Annotated in this window: 13 protein-coding genes; 6 read left to right on the top strand and 7 right to left on the bottom strand. The window is 64.8% G+C overall.

What is annotated here, in order from left to right:
• The first annotated feature begins 8 nt into the window (after window positions 1-8).
• On the top strand, window positions 9-1925 hold the full coding sequence (locus tag Spa11_RS19905) for a metallophosphoesterase (RefSeq protein ID WP_145115994.1): 1917 nt from the start codon (window positions 9-11) through the stop codon (window positions 1923-1925).
• Here the strand turns inward: Spa11_RS19905 and Spa11_RS19900 are convergent.
• Window positions 1898-2398 (bottom strand): DUF1569 domain-containing protein, encoded by a 501-nt coding sequence (locus tag Spa11_RS19900; RefSeq protein WP_197529534.1) that lies wholly within the window; start codon window positions 2396-2398, stop codon window positions 1898-1900. The genes Spa11_RS19905 and Spa11_RS19900 overlap by 28 nt on opposite strands.
• A gap of 115 nt (window positions 2399-2513) precedes the next feature.
• Window positions 2514-3647 carry an SGNH/GDSL hydrolase family protein gene (locus Spa11_RS19895; protein WP_145115987.1) on the bottom strand — a complete coding sequence of 378 codons (1134 nt, stop codon included), beginning with the start codon at window positions 3645-3647 and terminating at the stop codon, window positions 2514-2516.
• A gap of 365 nt (window positions 3648-4012) precedes the next feature.
• Between Spa11_RS19895 and Spa11_RS23485 the strand changes: the two genes are divergently transcribed.
• Window positions 4013-7003, top strand: a complete 2991-nt coding sequence (locus Spa11_RS23485) for an autotransporter family protein (protein ID WP_261342274.1) — start codon at window positions 4013-4015, stop codon at window positions 7001-7003.
• A 264-nt stretch (window positions 7004-7267) separates the two neighbouring features.
• Here the strand turns inward: Spa11_RS23485 and Spa11_RS19880 are convergent, their stop codons facing one another.
• From Spa11_RS19880 to uvrB, 4 genes are all read right to left on the bottom strand, one after another.
• Window positions 7268-8206 carry a homocysteine S-methyltransferase family protein gene (locus tag Spa11_RS19880; RefSeq protein ID WP_145115983.1) on the bottom strand — a complete coding sequence of 313 codons (939 nt, stop codon included), beginning with the start codon at window positions 8204-8206 and terminating at the stop codon, window positions 7268-7270.
• 138 nt (window positions 8207-8344) lie between these two features.
• The gene (locus Spa11_RS23350) at window positions 8345-8506 is read right to left on the bottom strand and encodes a hypothetical protein (protein WP_231933050.1); all 162 of its coding nucleotides are present in this window, start codon (window positions 8504-8506) and stop codon (window positions 8345-8347) included.
• Window positions 8507-8681: 175 nt separating this feature from the next.
• A complete protein-coding gene (locus Spa11_RS19870) occupies window positions 8682-8927 on the bottom strand; it encodes a hypothetical protein (RefSeq protein WP_145115974.1) in 246 nt (81 codons plus the stop codon).
• 164 nt (window positions 8928-9091) lie between these two features.
• Window positions 9092-11173 (bottom strand): excinuclease ABC subunit UvrB, encoded by a 2082-nt coding sequence (gene uvrB / locus Spa11_RS19865; protein ID WP_145115971.1) that lies wholly within the window; start codon window positions 11171-11173, stop codon window positions 9092-9094.
• A 339-nt stretch (window positions 11174-11512) separates the two neighbouring features.
• On the opposite strand from uvrB, the gene Spa11_RS19860 reads away from it, so the two are divergent.
• The gene (locus Spa11_RS19860; protein ID WP_197529533.1) at window positions 11513-12535 is read left to right on the top strand and encodes a DUF1559 family PulG-like putative transporter; all 1023 of its coding nucleotides are present in this window, start codon (window positions 11513-11515) and stop codon (window positions 12533-12535) included.
• A 182-nt stretch (window positions 12536-12717) separates the two neighbouring features.
• Here Spa11_RS19860 and Spa11_RS19855 read toward each other — a convergent pair whose 3' ends face one another.
• Window positions 12718-13017: a MazG nucleotide pyrophosphohydrolase domain-containing protein gene (locus Spa11_RS19855; protein WP_145115962.1), complete on the bottom strand. Its 300-nt coding sequence runs from the start codon at window positions 13015-13017 to the stop codon at window positions 12718-12720.
• 118 nt (window positions 13018-13135) lie between these two features.
• Here Spa11_RS19855 and Spa11_RS19850 point away from each other — a divergent pair, with 118 nt between their 5' ends.
• The 3 genes from Spa11_RS19850 to Spa11_RS19840 all read left to right on the top strand — a co-directional run bounded on the left by Spa11_RS19850 (window position 13136) and on the right by Spa11_RS19840 (window position 17911).
• Window positions 13136-13885 (top strand): ABC transporter ATP-binding protein, encoded by a 750-nt coding sequence (locus tag Spa11_RS19850; protein ID WP_145115958.1) that lies wholly within the window; start codon window positions 13136-13138, stop codon window positions 13883-13885.
• Between the two features lie 221 nt (window positions 13886-14106).
• Entirely contained in the window at window positions 14107-16473 is a 2367-nt protein-coding gene (locus Spa11_RS19845; protein ID WP_145115955.1) for an ABC transporter permease, read from the top strand.
• Window positions 16474-16708: 235 nt separating this feature from the next.
• Window positions 16709-17911: an efflux RND transporter periplasmic adaptor subunit gene (locus Spa11_RS19840; protein ID WP_145115951.1), complete on the top strand. Its 1203-nt coding sequence runs from the start codon at window positions 16709-16711 to the stop codon at window positions 17909-17911.
• The last annotated feature ends 55 nt before the right edge of the window (window positions 17912-17966 follow it).

Here is a 17966-nt window from a genome sequence, read left to right as displayed (position 1 = left end):
GACATCGGATGAAGAAACTCTTGTTGGCGATGTTCGGTTGCTTGGCCTCGGTCGCGGTCGCCCATGAAGGGCACGACCACGACCATGCGGAGGACGCCGCCGCGCAGGCGAAGTACCCTTCAGCGCTGGTGCTGCCCGCGATCGAAGGGCCTAAGCCTTGGTCCGACAAGCCGCACCTCAATGATCCGGATCGGTTTCAGATCGCGATCATGACCGACCGCACCGGCGGACACCGTCCAGGCATCTGGATGGACGCGGTGCGAAAGCTCAACCTGCTGCGGCCCGAGTTCGTGATGTCCGTCGGCGACCTCATCGAGGGTTACACCGAGGACCCCCAGCGGATCGACGAGATGTGGGAGGAGTTCCTCGGCTTCATCGACGAGATGGAGATGCGGTTCTTCTTTGTCGCCGGCAATCACGACGTCACCAACCCACAGCTGCACAAGCGTTGGCGCGAGCAGTTCGGGCGCGAGTGGTACTCGTTCGACTACCGCGGCGTCCACTTCCTGGCGCTGTGTAGCGAGGACCCGGGCCCCGAGCACATCAGCGAAGAGCAACTCGACTTCATCAAGACCGACCTCGCCGATCACGCCGACGCGCGGTGGACGCTCGTCTTCCTCCACAAGCCGTTGTGGACTTACGCCGAGCGCGCGATCGCGAATGGCGACGAGGACCCGACCAATTGGAAAAAGGTCGAAGCGATGCTCGTCGATCGGCCGCACACGGTCTTCGCGGGGCACGTCCACCACTACGCGCAGTACCAACGCAACGAGCAGCAGTACTACGCGCTGGCGACGACTGGCGGCGGGTCGCTACTACGCGGCAATGAGTACGGCGAGTTCGACCACGTTATGTGGCTGACGATGGAGCCCGACGGCCCGCACGTGGTGAACCTGCGGCTCGACGGCATCCTGCCCGCCGACGTGGTGACCGAGGAGAGCGCGAAGCGCTTCGGCGCTTTCTTGCGGCAGGTCCGTGTCGAGGTCGAGCCGATCTTGATCGACGACCACACCGGCTTCTCCGAGGGCGAACTATCGGTGAAGCTCGACAACGAGTTCGCCGAGGCGGTGGAGTTGACCGGCCGCATCGATGGCTTGCCACTGCGGGGCCTAACCGTTGAGCCCGACGGCCTCAAGATCGCCGCCGACAAGAAGTCATCCAACGAGCAACGCATCCGCATCCGCTTCGACGAGCCGATCGCGTTCGAGTCGCTGCAACGCGGCACGTTTACGGCGATCGTCCGCAGCAAGCCGACGGGCGACGGGGCGCCGCTCTCGGCCGAGCGGGTGATCCCCGTGATCATCGACCGCCGCCACCTCTGCCCGTTCTACGACGGCGACTTCACGCTCGACGGCGAGATCGAGCCCTGGCCCGAGCCCGCCTACGAGACGCCCGAGAAGCCGCTGTTGATCGGCCAGATCCAAGACTGGACCGGGCCGAAGGACGGCTCGTTCGCGTTCACCGTCGCGCAGGACGATGAACGGCTGATCTTCTCGGCGAAGGTGACGGACGAGAAGCTCGTCGCCGGCGACCGCCTCCAGTGGCTGCTCGACGCCCGGCCCGACTCGCAGCGGATGGCTGACCCCCGGCAGCGCGGCGGCACGTACCGGTTCTCGGTGACGGCGCCCGACGAGAACGGCGAGGCGACCGTCCGCGCGTTCGCCAACCGCGGCAGCCGCCGGCAGATGAAGGGCGTGAAGGGCGCCGCCCGCCGCGTCGATGGCGGTTACGAGGTCGAGCTGACCGTGCCGCAAAACGTCCTCGCCCGTCATCAGGGCGGCCAGCGCTGGAGCGAGTTCCAACTCGCCGCCATCCAGAGCGACGTCGACGACCCCGACCGCCCCGCCGCCGAGATCGTCTGGCGCGGCACATCCGACGCCCGCGCCCGAAACGCCAACTACGCGCGGTTCGAGCGCGTGGACTGAGCGGCGACTTGAGGCGTTGGCGTCGGCGTCGGTTCCAAGAAACGGAGGTGGTGCTGCGCGTGGATGACCATCAGGCGTTTCCAGTCGTCGAGCGTCAGGCCATCCAACAAGACATAGGGCGGGATCGGTTCGCGGCGGTCGCGCGCCTCGGCGAGCGTCGCGAGGCACCGGTCGATCGCCGACTCGTCGTCGCGGGCTTCTGCCGGCAAGACCGGCTTCGGAGCCGGCGCTCCCGAGATCATCGCGCCGCGCCACAGCGTCCACCTCGCCAACGGCCAGACCATTTTTCTTGCTAGCCAAGGCAGCCGTGGCATGCTGCCGTCCATGCCCACACGCATCACCTTGGTCAGGTGGTCGCTCATCTGCGACAGGCTCCACCGTCCACGCGGCGTGTAGCCGTGGTCACGCAGGCGCTCGATCTCGGCGATCGCGTCGTCCAGCGTGGCGAGACGCAGCGTACGGAGCTTGGGCATAGGCTGTGGCGTTCTTTGAGTACAAAACCGGGGGCTAAGGCCCCGCGGCTGATAAGCCATTGCCTGAGAACATCAGCCGGCACGCCTTAGCGTCCGGTTCTTCGGCTCCCACAACCTAACGCCGCCGCCAACTCGCTGCGAGCGCTGCGACAACTAGCCACACCCCCGCCGGCTCCGGCACGGCGACCGCCGCGGCGCTCATCAGGTCGCGCCATAGCGTGTAGTCCGCGGCGTCAACGCGGCCGTCGCCGTTGCCGTCGGCGGCGAGCGACGGCGTTTGCCCGGCAAAGGCGTTGAACGTCGTGCCGTAAGCGGCTCGCCAGGCGTCGTAGTCGGCGGCGTTAAGCATGCCGTCGCGGTTGTAATCGCCCTCGGGCAAGACCGCTCGGATCGCCGCTTCGCCGAGCAGGGCGTGGGCCTCGCGCGTCGGGTGGACGCCGTCCCAGAAGACATACCCCGGGGCGCGGTCGTAAGAGCTGCCCGGCACGTCCTGTCCTCGATCGACCGTATTGGTGAAACCGAGCGACGCGGCGTTGTCGAGATAGCTGCTGAAGAGCGACTCGACATCGAGCCGGTGAATCGTAACGGCGGGATTCGTGGTTTCGAGGGTCGAGTAGACATTCTCGAGCGCGTCGTTGTAGGTCGCTGCCAGGCTGCTCTTGGTGGCGGCTTCGCTTGGGTTTGCGCTGTAGTCGGGCGTGAGCCCTAGTAGTGGTAGGTTCACGCCGAGCAACTGGCGAGCGCCGGCATTGATAAGGCGGTTGATTTGCGTCTGCACGACGCCCGCGGGCGTCGCGGGGTTGGTCTCGTCGGCACGCAAAAAGTCATTTGCTCCGATAAACACGACGAACAGCGTCTGCGGGTCGGGCGTCGCGCCGTCGATGCGATTGAGGTACCTAGTTACCTGCTCGCTGAGCGAGTTGATGAACCACCCTTCAAGGCCGCCGGGGCCGTTGGTCTCGGCGCCGCCATAGGCGAAGTTATCCCCGCCAACGCCGTCGCGCGTGAGCGTCCCGAGGTCGAGGCCCATCGAGAGCCGTTCGGCGTAGACCGGCCCGTTAGAGAATCGGCCCATGTAATCGTCGGTGTCGATGAACAGCGAGGCGATGCTCGATGAGAACGTGTTGCCCACGTCCGACAGGCTGTCACCGAAGACGATGAGGTCGGTGTAAGGGCCGGCGAGCGCACCGAGCGGTGCAAGTGCGCACGAGAGCAGTGCTAGCAACCAACGAGTGAGTAGCAGGTTCATCGAAGCAACGCGCGGCGGAGAGGGCGTCTAGTGGGAAACGCCTAGCATATCACGTCGCGCGGCGGCGCGTGACCGTCCTTCATGGCGGGGCATGAGACGAGTTGACGAAAAGTCGGCGGGGATTTCCGCAAGCGCGTCGCATGCCGTTCGTTTTTGCCGGTCCCCATTTCGTCAGTGGGGTCGCCCGGATGGGGGGACGATGGCAATGCCTATGCCAGCGGGCCGTTGCGCCACAACGCCCCTGGCAGCGAGCGCACCGTTCGATCGGTTCGCGAAGCGGTGTCGCAGGGAAGCGTTCGGGCCAGTGGGTGTCAGCGACTTGCGTCCCTAACCACACAGGCCAACCAGTTAGGGAAGTCACGACGATGGCGATCAATTTCCGCGAGCTGTTTGCGTTGCGCGCCAAACGCTGGATGGTCCCCGCCGCGACGATCGCGGCCCTCGTGGCGGCGGGCGCGCCGCCGGCTTGGGCGGCGGATTACTTCGTGACGAATGCAACGGACTCCGGCGCCGGTTCGCTGCGTCAGGCGATCCTCGACCTCAACACGGCCGGCGCGGGGACGCACAGCATCGCGTTTAGCTCGTCGCTGGGAACGATCAGCATCGCCAACGACTTGCCGCCGATCCTCGGCACTGGCCAGAACATCACGATCACCGGCAACGGCAACACAGTCGATGGCGGCACCCAGCACGCGCTGCTGTTCATCGGCGGCGGCGTGGTAGAGGTGAGCGACCTGAACCTCAGCAATGGCCACGCGCAGGGCGGAAAGGGCGGCGGTAGCCAGTTCGGCGGAACGGGCGGCGGCGGCCTCGGCGCCGGCGGGGCTCTGTTCGTCAACGACGGCGCGACGGTGACGATCTCTGGCGTTGCCTTTACCGGCAATCAAGCTACCGGGGGCAGTGGCGGCGATCCGGCGTCAAGTGCGGTCGGCGGCGGCGGCGGCGGCGGCTTCCGCGGCAATGGTGGCGACTCAGCACCTTTTACATCAGGCGGAGGTGGCGGTGGCGGGTTCGGCGCCCCAGGCGGCACGGGTGACTTGTTTGGCGATGCCGGTGGCGGTGGCGGTGGCGTCTCCGCTCCGGGCGGCAACGCTTCCGGTTCATCCGCCGGCAGCGGTGGAGGAGGTGAGGGCGGCTCGGGGTCCTCGTCGTCCATCCCGGGAACCAACGGCCAGACCTACGGCGGCGGCGGCGGTGGGGCCGCTGTCAATTTCTCATCGGGCAGCGCCGGCGGCGACTTTGGCGGCGGCGGCGGCGGCGCCGGTCTGAGCGATGGCGGCAACGGCGGTTTCGGTGCGGGCGGCGGCGGCGGCGGCGGCGACGGCGCCGGCGCCGGCGATGGCGGCAGCGGCGGTTTTGGCGGCGGCAGCGGCGGCCGCGCCGGCGATGGCGGCAACGGCGGCAACGGCATGGGCGGCGCCATCTTCGTCCGCCAGGGCGGCTCGTTGACCATCGTTGACTCAGGCGTCAGCGGCTCGCAAGTGACGGCTGGCCAGGGTGGCTTTAACATGTCTCCCGGTTCCAACGGCACTACCGCCGGCGCGGGCCTGTACCTCCACACCGGCACGACGGCGAACGTCGAGGTCACCAACGGACAGACCTCCACCTGGGCCGACGACATTTCCGGCGATGGCGGACTCATCAAGACCGGCGCGGGCACGCTGGTGCTAGGCGGCGCGAACACCTACGGCAGCGCCACGCAGGTTAACGCGGGAACCCTCGTCATCAACGGCACGCACTCGTCCGAAGTGACCGTCAACGGCCTCGGCGCCCTGGGCGGAACTGGAACCCTCAATTCGTTTATCTCCAACGGCACGGTGCGGCCGGGCAACTCGATCGGCACGCTTGCCGTCAACAACGACGCCGAGTTTAACCCCGGGAGCACCCTCCAGATCGAGATCAATGACGGCGGAACTACCGCCGGGGTCAACAACGACTTGATCACGGCAGTCGACTTCAACATCAACGGCGGCACGGTGGTGGTGATCTCGTCAGGGACCGCCTACACCGCCGGCTCGACCTACACATTCCTCCAAGCCGGTCACAACGTAAACGGCACGTTCGATAGCATCAGCGACGACCTGGCGTTCTTCGACGCGGTGCTTGGTTACACGTCCGACACGGCGTTCTTCACGCTTGTGGCGAGCCAAGCGGACTTCCACACCTTGGGCCACACCGTCAACCAGCGGTCGCTGGGCTCGTTCCTCGACCACCTCCACCACCCGCCGCACGACTTGCAGGGCCTAATCGACCAGATGTCGCCGATGTCGACATCGCAGGTGCTGATGTCGCTCGACCAGTTGACGGGTTCGATCTACGGCTCGTCGCTGACCGCGAGTCAGCAGCACGCGACGTTTTATCTCTCGCAGCTAGCGCAGCGGCTGCGTGGCCGGATGACCCCCGGCGACCCGCTGTCGAGCTCGGGCTACGCCGACGCGTCGGACCAACAAGGCGCCGATTTCATGCTGGTGTCGTACGTGCCGGGCGGCGCGAGCGCTGCTTCCTCGTACCCGACGAACGTGACCAACCACCGTGCGTGGGTGACGGGCTACGGCATGGGCGGCTCGGCCGACGGCGACGGCAACGCCGACGGCTTCGACTACGGCCTCGGCGGCACGCAGTTCGCCATCGAGAAAGCGATCGCCGAGAACTGGGCGGCCGGCTTCTGGGGCAACACGGCGTGGGGCCAACTGAGCGGCGACACGCTCGCGCAGTCAACGGAACTCGAGAGCTACCACTTCGGCGGCTACCTCGTCGGCTTTGACGGCTGCGATTACTGGATCGCGCTGGGCGGCGGCGGCTACAACCACACTGCCTCGAGCCGCAACATCGGCGTCGGCGCCGTGGGCGGCGTCGCGCAGGCGAACGTGGATGGCGGGCAAGCCACGGCGTACTTAGAACGGGGCCGTTCGTTCTGCCACGCCGGCTGGACGACGCAGCCCTACGCGGCGCTGCAGTACGTCTACATCGGCCAAGAAGGCTTCACGGAGAACGGCGCCGGTCCGGCGAACCTGACCGTCGACGCGATGGACTCGCACTCGATGCGCAGCATCGTCGGCGGGCGGATCTCGACCGACATCGCCCGGACCTGCTGCCGGACGCTAACGCCCGAGCTGCGCGCCGCGTGGGTCCACGAGTTCCTCGACACCAACCAAGCGTTCACCGCGTCGCTACCCGGCGTCGGCGGCGGCTTCGCCGTGCAAGGCGTTGACCTCGGCCGCGACTGGGCCCTCTTGGGAACCGGCCTCAACCTGCAGATGGGCGCCTCGACCCGCCTCTTCGGCGGATACGACCTGCAAGTCAACGACTACCAAGCGATGCACATCGGCTCGGGTGGTGTGGAGTACGTGTGGTGATGCTTTCTAGCGCTCTTCGTTTTGCCGTAGCGTCTCGCGCAGAGGCGCGGAGACAGCAGAGTTGAAGATCTTGAAGGCTCACGCAAAGGCGCGAAGTCGCGAAGGGCACATAGGTGCGCGTTCGTCTACAGTCGCGGTCTTTCTTCTGCCAATCTTTGTCTTTGCGCCTTAGCGGCTTTGCGTGAGTCTTCGCTGCCGACCCTCTGCGTCTCCGCGTCTCTGCGCGAGACGCTACGGCAAAATGAAGTGCGCTATAGCGATCACTTAGCCGAAACACGCGGCGGCGATTGCGGCGATATGGCGATGATCGGTCCCGCAACAGCCGCCGAGCACCGACAGGTGCGGCAGCCTCTCACGCAACGAACCGACGCGGCGCCCCAAGTCGTCCGGGTCGCCGTCGTCGAGTTCGGTCATTGCCTCGAGCTCGGCGTGGCTGAGCGTCGAGGCGTTGGCCCGTAATCCGTGGATGCGATTTGTCCAAGGCTTTGAGCCATCGAGCACCTCCGCAAAGTGCGTCGGGTGCGCGCAGTTGACCATGTAGTAGGCGGGCGAGGCGCCCGTCGCCTCGTCAACCTGTTGGATCGCTTCGTCGAGCGGTTGGCCCGTCGGCAGTCGGCCATCGGTCTCGACGGTGAGCGAGATCGCCACGGGTATCCCGGCGCCACGCGCCGCGAGCGCGACGCCGATCGCCTCCTCGACGTAGTTGAGCGTGTAGGCGGTGACGAGGTCCGCTTCCGTGGCGGCGAGCGTTTCGATCTGCGTGCGGTGGTACTCGGCCGCTTCGTCGGCGGTCATAGCAGAATCGGCAATGTAGCCGTCGCCCCGCGGGCCGACGGCGCCGCTGATCGGCAGCGTTATTTCGCGCGACTTCTGCTCACGATAGCCCGCCAAGAAATCGATCGCCGCACGATTGATGCCGGCAGTGGGGTCGGGCGAGCCGGTAACGCGGGCGACCCAATCGGGGCTCGCCCGCCAGGTCGCCGATTCGAGCAGCAGCCCAACGCCGTGACCGTCAGCGATTTGGAGGTGTTGATCGAGATAACGAGTCAGCAGCGCCCGGCCTTCCTCGCTATCGAGCACCGGGAACGACGCGAAGCAAGGCAGATCAATCCCTTCCTGAAAGATCAGGACGGTCTCCATCCCGCCGTCGGTCAGGATCGGCTGGCCGGCAAGCTGCGGCAGGGCGTGGCGGTAACGGGGCATGACGAGGCCTTGGGGGGTTCGGAAGGGGGCGTCCGATCCAAGGCCGGATTGTAGCGGCGGCGTCACGCAAAGTCGCGGAGGCGCGAAGCGGCGAAGCTGGCCTAAATTGCGACTGGGCGTCTAGGCGTGGGACAGCCCCTACTCCGCCAGCCGTCCCCGCAGGCCTCGCTTTGTCAGCAGTCGCTGCCCCGGCCGTCGAATGCCGAGGATGACGACCGTGTCATTCGTCACGGTGTAGAGGGCGCGGTTGATTCGGAGGCTTGCTGTCCGATTAATGACCTGCCGAACTTCGACATCCACCAGCGAGTTCTCCGGCGCCGACCGTGTGCCAGGGCATTGAGCCGTAGCGTCGCGAGCAACTCGACAAACCCTTCGAACCACTGTTCGGCGGTATCTGGGGCGCGTTCGGCGATCCAGTCGGTAGTCGCCCGCAACTCCGTTGCAGCCGTCGCCGTGTAACGGAGCTGGTACGCCATCAGTTGGCGCGCCAGCCGTGGCTCTGGCGGATGGCGTCGTTAGCGATATCAAAGTCTTCGGTGCGGCCGGCTTCGAGATCGTCGAGGCTGAGTTGCAAAGCGTCAACGCTCTGGGCAATCTCGGTAGGCAACGGGTGCTCGGATCGCCAGAGGGCAATCATCTCCTCGGGGAGCGCGCTATCGCCAGCGGCGAGCCGATTCGCCAAGAACTGGCTGAAACCGTGGAGGTCCTGCGTCGTGTCCATGGCTGATAGTTTAGTTTGCGTCGCCGAGTGAATGCAACAGAAGTGAAGCAGTCAACGCCACGCCAGCTTTGCGCCTTGGCGGCTTTGCGCGAGTCTTCTCGTAGTTCGGCCCTGGGCTGCCGCCCTCGGCTGAGGCTGATGTGTAGCGATGCGAGAAGTGATCGCTAGACGCCCTTCTTCGGCCGTGGCACCTTCGCCTTCTTCGTACCTCCGCGTTTTCCTTTGCGGTTTTTGCCGGCGCTCTTGATGCCCGCCTCGACGCTCTTGATGCTCTGGCCGATCGACTCACGCATCTTCTCAATCCGGTCGCGGAGGATCGCGGCGCGTTCGAACTCCATCTGGTCGGCCGCGTCGTACATCTCCTTTTCAAGCTCGTTGATGTACTCCTCGGTGACGTACTGCGTTTCGTCGTCGCGGCCCACGGCGGCGTTCGCGCGCTGATGGGCGGCAGCGTCGGACTCAATACCGCGGCGGATCGCCTTCTTGATTGTCTCAGGCGTAATGCCGTGCTCCTTGTTGTACTCTTGTTGCAGCGTCCGGCGCCGTTCGGTCTCGTCGATCGCCTTCTGCATGCTATTGGTGACCTTGTCGGCGTAAAGAATCACCTTGCTGTTGATGTTACGGGCCGCGCGGCCGATGGTTTGCATCAGGGAAGTCTCGCTCCGCAGGAAGCCCTCTTTGTCGGCGTCAAGGATGGCGACCATCGACACCTCCGGCAGGTCAAGGCCTTCCCGCAACAGGTTCACGCCCACAAGGCAGTCGAACTTCCCTAGTCGCAAGTCGCGCAACAGTTCGACGCGTTCGAAGGCGTCAAGCTCAGAGTGCAGCCATTTGCAGAGGACGCCTTTCTCCGTGAGGTAGGCCGACAGGTCCTCAGCGAGTCGCTTAGTGAGCGTCGTCACCAACACACGCTCGCTCTTCGCGGCGCGTTCCTTGATCTGTTCCAAGAGGTGCGGCACCTGCCCCCGGGCGGGCGATAGTTCAATGATTGGGTCCAATAGACCGGTGGGGCGGACGATCTGCTCGACTACTTCGCCGCCGCAACGCTCCAGCTCGAAGTCCGCCGGCGTCGCCGAGACATAGACGCACTGGCCCACGCGCTCTTGCCACTCCTCGAACTTCAGCGGACGGTTGTCAAGCGCGCTGGGGAGGCGGAAACCATGTTCGACGAGCGTCGTCTTCCGCGCGCGGTCGCCGTTGTACATCGCGCCGACCTGGCTGACGGTGGCGTGGCTTTCATCGACGAACAGCAGGTAGTCCTTGGGAAAGAAGTCAAAGAGCGTATTCGGCGGATCGCCCGGCGCCTTGCCCGACAGCGGCGCCGAGTAGTTCTCGATGCCCGGGCAATATCCCATTTCGAGCATCATCTCGATGTCGTAGCGCGTCCGCGCGGAAAGACGCTGGGCTTCGAGGAGCTTGCCCTCGTTCTTGAAGAACTCGAGGCGCCCCGAGAGCTCGAGCTTGATCTGATTGATCGCCTTTTCGATCCGCTCCTCGGGAAGCACAAAGTGCTTGGCCGGATAGATGTAGATCTGCTGGAGGTGGTCGATCGCCTGGCCGCTGGTGGGGTTGATGATCGACAGCTTCTCGACCTCGTCCCCCCAGAACTCGATGCGGTAGGCGAACTCCTCGTAGGCGGGCCAGATCTCGACCGAGTCGCCGCGGACGCGAAACTTGGCGCGTTCCGGGTCGGTGTCATTGCGGTCGTACTGGATGTCGATCAGCTTGGCCAAGACTTCGTCGCGATCGACGATGTCGCCGACCGCAAGTCCAACCATCATCGCCTTGTAGTCGTCCGGCGAACCCAAGCCGTAAATGCACGACACGCTCGCCACGACGATCACGTCCTGCCGGCTCACCAGCGAGCTGGTCGTCGCCAGCCGCATGCGGTCGATCTCTTCATTGATCGACGCGTCCTTCTCGATGTAGATGTCCCGCTGAGGGATGTAGGCCTCGGGCTGGTAGTAGTCGTAGTAGCTGACGAAGTAGCTGACCGCGTTGTTGGGAAAAAACTCCTTGAACTCGCTGTAGAGCTGGGCGGCGAGCGTCTTGTTGTGTGACAGAACCAGCGCGGGCCGCTGCAGCTCCTGGATGACGTTCGCCATGGTGAACGTCTTGCCGCTGCCGGTGACGCCCATGAGGCACTGCTCACGCTTGCCGGATCGTAAGCCATCGACGAGGGCCTTGATCGCCGCGGGCTGGTCGCCGGCGGGCTGAAAGTCGCTCTGGAGTTGGAACTTGGGCACGGCGAGAGATGGCGGAAGTCGGGTTGCGGATGGCGGAGAGGTCTTCGATTGGAACCTATCGAGGGGGTGGCGCGAACTGGCGAAGCCGCGTCAACCCGGGACAGCGCAGGAAGGTCTCGCGAACGCGTCTCGAATTTGCGGTCGGAACAGCACGTCTCTTTGCATCGTTGCGGCATTGCGTGAGACATCCCACCGTCTCCACGAGCTAGCAAAATCAGTAGCGTCTTCGGGGTCCAAGGCCGCGAGTCGTCTTTGTAGTCTAGGCGTTGGGGCCGCCCCGGTGTGTCTGTTCTTCACCGGAAACTGCGTGCCCTTTCTTCCTTTGAGGCACGGCTTGTTGTGACTACTTCGAATCGAAAGGCGTTCGGCTTCACGCTCGTGGAGCTCTTGGTGGTGGTCGCCATCATTGGCATCCTCGTTGCGCTGCTGCTCCCGGCGGTGCAAGCGGCGCGTGAGGCGGCGCGGCGTTCGGAATGCCAGAACAACCTCAAGCAGATCGGTCTCGCCTGTCTGAACTACGAGTCGTCACGCAACGGCTTGCCGCCCGCGTCGTCGAACTCTCCCGCCGAACGGCTCAATGGCCTCGGCTGGCAGGTCTACATCCTGCCGTTCATGGAAGAGGCCGCCGTCTCCGCGGACATTCACACGAATTACGCCGAAGACGCCGAGACGCTCGAGCTCGCCAACAGCACGGCGATCTCGCAGTACACGTGCCCCACCGACCCAGAGGTCGAGCAGGTCCGCGGACGCAAATACGATTTCCGTGTGATGTCGTACGCCGGCGTGCTCGGGTCTTACTTCAGCCGCTCGGGTGTTACCGAGTGCCTCCGCAGCCGTGGCGACCAATGCGTCGGCGACGAGGCGAACGTCAGCGGAGACTTCGGACCGGTGAACACGGACGGGCTGATGGTGGTTGACGCGTTGACGCCGCTCCGCAAGGCGATCGACGGGCTCAGCAAAACGGCGATGGCCGGCGAACGCTGGTACCAGCTCCGCACTTGGACGTTCGGCAGCTACTACAGCGCCAACGACACGCCCTCGGCGCCGGGGCCGCCGCGCGGGCCGCAGCAGAAGACGGCCGTCTCCGCGGCGAAGAACTTCGACCGCCGTATCCCGCCGAACGCCGACCTCGACCAAGTGGGCTACTATCGGCTGCACCTCGAAGAGGACCGCCCCGCGCTCCCCGCGGGAGCGGAGAAGTCGGTCCGTTACAACAACCTGCCGTTCGGCAGCTTCCACCCGGGCAACACGATGTTCGTGTTCGGCGACGGCAGCGTCCGCGGCCTCGCCGACGACATCGACATGGACGTGTACCTGGCGATGGGTTCGCGCAACGGCGAAGAGGTCGTGAGCGAAGAGTAAGGTTGTAAAATAACAGACGAGAATTCGCCCGTGGCTAGCGCGCTAGCCACGGGCTTTTTTATTGGCGGTAAACCTGGCTGCGGGAGGAGTCTCCAGACCCAGATTTCGCGCACAGCGCCGTGTTCGGCCGGGACACCGTAATCGGCGTCGGGAGACGCCCCCCACAGGCCGAGGTCTACCGGCTACGGCTTCTCTGAATCCGCGCAAACGCAAGCCATGCGCCCGCACCCGGGGCACCCGCTGCCGTACTTCGCTTGGATCGCCTCGGTGAGATCAACACCGGCGACGTTGGCGATCGTGGTGAGCCACGCCAGGACGTCGGCGAACTCGCCCTTCTGCTCTTCGAGCGTGCCTTCTCGGAGAGCCGCTGCTAGCTCACCGACCTCTTCCATCAGCCACATGAACGTCCCATCGACGCCCCGGGCGACGTCCTTCTCGTGGTACATGTCGCGGATGAGCTGCTGGAAGTCGCCGAGGTGCATGTTGGGGAGGGGCTAGGGGCTAGGGACGGGGGGCTGTGAGCCGTGTCGTTCCGACGCACCCCCACGCCGTTATACTACAGCGACCTCCCCGGCCCCAACGTCCCCGCTCTAGCAGCGCATGGCAGCTCGCAATCCCGCTGACAAGGCGCCCGACAGCGACGTGAAGCAGGCCGTCTTCTCGGCCCGGTCGGTCATAAAGACCTACAAGATGGGCGAGATCGAAGTCCACGCACTCAACGGCGTCGATCTCGACCTCTGGCCGGGCGAGTTCGTCGTCCTCCTCGGCCCCTCGGGGAGTGGCAAGAGCACGCTACTCAACATCCTCGGCGGTCTCGACGCGCCGACCTCGGGCGATGTTTTCTATCGCGGCGAAAAGCTGACGGCATTCAACGACACGGCGCTGACCCGCTACCGCCGCGACCACGTCGGCTTCGTCTTCCAATTCTACAACCTGATCCCGAGCCTCACGGCGCGGGAGAACGTCGCCCTCATCACCGAGATCTCCCCCAACCCCCTCGATCCTACCGAAGCTCTGAAGCTGGTGGACCTCGATGATCGGATGAATCACTTCCCGTCACAGATGTCGGGCGGCGAACAGCAACGCGTGGCGATCGCCCGCGCCGTAGCGAAACGCCCCGACGTGCTCCTCTGCGACGAACCCACCGGCGCGCTCGACGTTCATACGGGCGTCCTCGTGCTCGACGCGATCCAGCGCGTCAACGCCGAACTCGGCGCCACGACCGCCGTCATCACCCACAACGCCGTGATCGCCAAGATGGCCGACCGCGTCATCCACATCAGCGACGGCCGCATCGCCGGCGAAGAACACAACGCAACAAAGATCGCCGCCAGCGAGCTTGAGTGGTAGTTCTGCTTTTTTGAACCACAAAGTAACGAAGGAACAAAGGAAGCATACAGACAGATGTAGGGTAGGTCATGACCCACCAAGAACCCTAAACAAGCTCCGCTGCTGGTGGGTCGCGACCCACCCTACGGCTATCTGATCCTGATCTCTTTCCATCCATTAAATCTGCGTGCATCCGCGTCCCATTCTTCTTAGTGCCCCTTCGTGCCTTCGTGGTGCACAAAATGATCTCCGCGCTCGATAGAAAGCTGCTACGCGACCTGCGCGGGATGCTCGGGCAGGCGATCATGATTGCGCTGGTGGTGTCGGCGGGGATCGCCACCTGGATCGAGTCTCGCACTCTGCTGGCGTCGCTCGAGACCACGCGTGACCGGTTCTATGAGCGTCACAATTTCGCGGATGTCTTTGGCAAAGCGAAGCGAGCGCCGAACTCATTGAGGACGCGCCTCGCCGACCTGCCGGGCGTCACGCGGGTCGAAACCCGCCTTGTTGAGGGGGTCAACCTCGATGTGCCGGGGCTCGACGAACCCGCTGTCGGAACGTTGATCTCGCTACCCGAGGGACGCGAGCCTTCACTGAATCGCATCTATTTGCGCCGCGGCCGGTTGCTCGCTCCGGGGCGTGACGACGAGGTGCTCGCCAGCGAGAAATTTGTCGACGCCAACAACCTCCGTGTCGGCGATTCGGTCACGGCGATCCTCAACGGCCGCAAGAAGACGCTCCGCATCGTCGGCGTGGTGCTGTCGCCCGAGTACGTCTTCATGGTGAAGCCGGGAGACCTCGTGCCCGACGCGAAGCGCTTTGGCGTCTTCTGGATGCAGGAGGAGGCGCTCGAAATGGCCTTCAACATGGAGGGCGCCTTCAATGACTTGTCGATCGGCTTAGCCCGCGACGCCAATCTCGAACAGGTCATCTTCCAAGTCGATAATCTGCTGGCGCCCTACGGCGGCGTCGGGGCGTACGGCCGCAAGGACCAACTCTCTCACCTCTTGCTCACCAGCGACATCGACGGTCTCAAGGTCCACGGCACCGTGGCGCCGACCATCTTCCTGTCGGTCGCCGCGTTCCTCCTCAACGTCGTGCTCAGCCGCGTGCTCGCGCTGCAGCGCGAGCAGATCGCCGCGCTGAAGGCGTTCGGCTACTCGAACGTGCAGATCGGCTGGCACTTCTTGAAGCTGGTGCTGATGATCATCCTGCTCGGCGCCGCGATCGGCATCCCCGGCGGCGCGTACCTTGCGCGGGTGTTCACGCAGATGATCGCGCAGGTGTACCAGTACCCCGAGCTGATCATCGTCATCAAGCCGTCGGTGATCGCCACGGCCATCACCGCGGCCGGCGGCGCGGCGACGCTCGGCGCGATCGGCTCAATCTGGCGCGCCGTGCGGGTCGCCCCGGCCGAGGCGATGCGGCCCGAGCCGCCGGCGTCCTTCAAGCCGACGTTCTTTGAACGCATCGGCTTCGGTCGGTACGTGCCGAACGTCGCCCGGATGATCATCCGCCAGCTCGAACGCCGCCCGATGCGGAGCGTGATCTCGATCTTCGCCATTGCTTTGAGTGTGGCGATCATCGTCGTTGGGCAGTTCGTCCAAGACGCGATCGACTTCACGATGGAGCAGCAATTCTTCCGCGTGCAGGCGTTCGATATGATGGCGGCGACCATCGAGCCCGACTCGCCCGACATCCTGCACGAGTTCCGCAACGTCCCCGGCGTGCTCCGCGCCGAACCGCTACGCACCGTGCCGTCCCGGCTGCATAACGGGCAACGGCAACGCCGCGTGGCCCTGTCGGGCCTCTCGGAAGAGGGCCAGCTGATGCGGCTGGTAGACAGCTCGGGCGCAGTCTATGCACCACCGCGTGGCGGGCTGATGCTATCGCGGAAACTAGCGGCCCTGCTCGACGTCGAGCCCGGCGACTCGGTGCGGGTCGAGACGCTCGAAGGCAAACGCCCCGACGCCGACCTGCCTGTGGTCTCGCTGATCGACGACCTCCAAGGACTCAACGCCTACACGACGCTCGACAACCTCAACCGCTTCATGGGCGAGGGGCCGCGCGTCAACGCGGCTTACCTGCAGACCGACTCGCTCTACGAATCGCAAACCTTCCGAGAGCTCAAAGAGATCCCGAAGGTGGCGAGCGTTACCGTCAAACGCAACGCCTTGGAGAGTTTTCAAGACACGATGGCGAAGAACCTCGGTACCATGAAGAAGATCAACCTCTTCTTCGCCTGCGTGATCGCGGTCGGCGTTGTCTACAACAGCGCCCGGATCGCCCTCAGCGAGCGCTCGCGCGAGCTGGCGACGCTGCGCGTGGTGGGCTTCACCCGCGGCGAGATCTCGACGATCCTCTTGGGCGAGCTCGGCCTCTTGACGCTTGTGGCGCTGCCGTTCGGCTGGCTGATGGGCTACGGCTTCGCTTGGGGGCTGACGTCAATGGTGGACCAAGAGGTGTTCCGCTTCCCACTGGTGGTGGAGCGATCAACCTACGGAGTAGCAACCTCGGTGGTCCTCGCCGCCTCAACTGTCTCCGGCCTCCTGGTGCGACGCAGCCTCGACCACCTCGACCTTATCGCTGTCCTTAAATCACGTGACTAAAAGATGAACCGCCAAGACGCCAAGAGCGCCAAGGATCGCCAGGATGGAAGAAGCAGGAACACTTATTGCCGCTAATTAAGGCGAATGAGATGAAATCATTAGTGCTGATTAGCGGTGAGTAGTGTTCTTCTCTTCTTACCCTTGTAGCGAAAGAACAACAGGCATAAAGGGCCTTCAATGCGTCCATAAGATTCCTGGCGATCCTTGGCGCTCCTGGCGTCTTGGCGGTTACAAAATGCAAAATTGGCTCGGTAAAGCGTTCTTCCTCACCATCGGCGGGCTCGTCGTCGCGGGTCTCGTGCTCGCGTTTTGGCCCGAGCCGACGCCGGTCGAGATGGCGCAGGCGAAACGGGACACGGTGCTCGTCACCGTCGATGAGGACGGCAAGACACGCATCAAGGACAAGTACGTCGTCTCGGCGCCGCTGTCGGGGCGGCTCTTGCGGATCGACCTCGATCCCGGCGACACGGTCGAAGCGGATAAGACGGTGCTCACCGTGCTCGAGCCGCGCGACCCCGAGTTGCTTGACGCGCGGACGCTCGCTCAGACCGAGGCCCGTGTCCACGCGGCGCAGGCGCTGCTGGCGAAGACGGCGATCGAGATCGAACGCGCGATGATCGAGGCCGACAACGCCGAGTCGGAGATGATGCGAGTCCGTCAGGCCGCTTCCGGAGGCGGCCTGACGCAGAGCGAGCTCGAGACGGCCGAGACGCGTCACAAGATGGCTGCCGAGGGGATCCGTGTCGCGCAGTACGCCCGGGAGATCGCCGAGTTCGAGCTCGATCAAGCCAAGGCGGCGCTGATCCGCTCGCAACAGAACGGCCCGTCCGAGGTCGAAGAATGGGCCTTCCCTATCCGGTCACCGATCGACGGGCGCGTCTTACGCGTCTTCCAAGAAAGCTCCGCCGTTGTGACGGCAGGCACCCCGCTGCTCGAACTCGGCGCGCCCTCGGACCTGGAGGTCGAGGTTGATGTGTTGTCGAGTGACGCGGTGGCGATCCAGCCCGGCGACCGGGTGATCCTCGAACGATGGGGAGGCGCCAGGCCGCTCGAAGGCCGCGTGCGGCTGATCGAGCCGGCGGGCTTCACCAAGGTCTCGTCGCTCGGTGTCGAAGAGCAACGCGTCAACGCGATCATCGACCTAGTGGACCCACCCGACCAGCGCCGCGACCTGGGCGACGGCTTCCGCGTCGAAGCCCGCATAGTCACGGACGAAGCGAAGGACGTCGTCACCGTCCCCGCGAGCGCGCTGTTCCGTCAAGGCGACCGCTGGTCAGCCTTCAAGGTCGTGGAGGGCGTCGCGAAACTCACGCCCGTCACCGTCGGACGCCGCAACGACACCCTCTGCGAGATCACCGAAGGGATCACCGAGGGGGACACCGTGGTCATCCACCCGAGTGACCGCGTATCGGACGGCGTGCGGGTGAGAGAGTTGTAGGGCTACTTTGTAGGAGGCGTCTCCAGACGCCGATTACGCGCACCATGCCGATTCG

Source organism: Botrimarina mediterranea, assembly GCF_007753265.1.
GTDB lineage: Bacteria > Planctomycetota > Planctomycetia > Pirellulales > Lacipirellulaceae > Botrimarina > Botrimarina mediterranea.
Note: the sequence above shows the minus strand (reverse complement) of the source record. Positions and strands in the feature narration are given on the sequence as shown.